Source organism: Bradyrhizobium sp. ORS 375 (assembly GCF_000239775.1).
In the GTDB taxonomy this organism is placed as follows: Bacteria; Pseudomonadota; Alphaproteobacteria; order Rhizobiales; family Xanthobacteraceae; genus Bradyrhizobium.
In genome coordinates this window covers 1-1,217 of sequence record NZ_CAFI01000289.1, presented here as the reverse complement: position 1 = coordinate 1,217, position 1,217 = coordinate 1, and the positions used below count along the sequence as shown (strand labels likewise).

Here is a 1,217-nt window from a genome sequence, read left to right as displayed (position 1 = left end):
GGCGAGATCGAGGTAGCGCCGGCCGGCCTCCGTGATCGTCAGCCGCCGGGTGGTGCGATGGAACAGTTTGGTCCCGAGCCGCGCCTCCAGCGCCGCGAGGTGCTTGGTCACCATGGTCGGCGACATCCCGAGCAGGCGCGCCGCCCCAGACAGGCTGCCGGATCCGGCGACCTTGGAGAGAACTTCAAGACCAGTGAGACGGTCGAGCACCTGTCGATCTCACTCCCTGGGTGTGAACTGAATTTCCATTGTACCGGATTATCTCCTAGGGGGGAATGATCCATATCCGAGCGGGTCCCCACGGAGGTTCTGATGATCGATTCCCGCACCGCGCCCTATGCCGCGCTCCTGCTCCGCCTCACCCTCGGCGGCCTGTTCCTGGCCCATGCCAGCCTGAAGCTGCTCGTCTTCACGCCGGCCGGCACGGCAAAGTTCTTCGGCAGCATCGGCCTGCCGCCCGAGCTCGCTTACGTCACCATCACCGCGGAGATCCTCGCGGGCATCGCCCTGATCCTCGGTGTCTACACCCGCTGGGTCGCGCTCGCCGCGGTGCCGATCCTGCTCGGCGCCATCTTCACCGTGCACGGCTCGGCCGGATTCTTCTTCAACAACCCCAAGGGCGGTTGGGAATATCCGGCGTTCTGGGCCGTCACCCTGGTCGTCCAGGCCCTGCTCGGCGACGGCGCCTACGCTCTCGGCGGCCTCCGCGCCAGCCTCGGCGGCGCTCAGCTGCGCAGCGCGCACTAACGCTCGCCAAAGGTCCACAGCCATCGCCACACCCTCGGTGTCATCCCCGCGTACGCGGGGATCCATAACCACGGGCGGAAATGAGTTGAGTACGCTGGTCGACTGCCAGCCTGTCCCAAACCCCAATCACGCGGTATGGGTCCCTGCGTTCGCAGGGACGACAGCGGTGGTCGACGACGCTATCTTGACGAAGTCCAGAACGCGCAGAGGAGCCATGACATGACCCTGCCTAGCATCTTCCTGTCGCACGGCTCGCCGATGCTGCCGCTGACGGCCTCCGCCGCGCGTGATTTCCTCGCCGGCCTCGGCAACAGCCTGCCGCGGCCGAAGGCCATCCTGGTGATCTCGGCGCACTGGGACACCAACATCCCCGCCGTCAACGTCGTCGCGCAGAACGAGACGATCTACGACTTCTACGGTTTCCCGCGCGAGCTCTATCAGCTGCGCTACCCCGCGCCGGGCGCGCCCGA

Annotated in this window: 3 protein-coding genes; 2 read left to right on the top strand and 1 reads right to left on the bottom strand. The window is 66.6% G+C overall.

The window, feature by feature from the left end:
- A partial coding sequence (locus tag BRAO375_RS20810; protein WP_035641519.1) for a LysR family transcriptional regulator occupies positions 1 to 210 on the bottom strand: 210 nt, incomplete at its 3' end.
- Between the two features lie 102 nt (positions 211 to 312).
- On the opposite strand from BRAO375_RS20810, the gene BRAO375_RS20805 reads away from it, so the two are divergent.
- A complete protein-coding gene (locus BRAO375_RS20805; protein ID WP_009029416.1) occupies positions 313 to 747 on the top strand; it encodes a DoxX family protein in 435 nt (144 codons plus the stop codon).
- Positions 748 to 966: 219 nt separating this feature from the next.
- Positions 967 to 1,217 (top strand): dioxygenase (locus BRAO375_RS20800; protein ID WP_035641516.1); only part of this gene is annotated, 251 nt, incomplete at its 3' end.

What these genes read in the sequence shown, in the direction of transcription:
- BRAO375_RS20805 (WP_009029416.1), top strand. Translation starts at nt 313, where the DNA reads ATGATCGATTCCCGCACCGCGCCCTATGCCGCGCTCCTGCTCCGCCTC.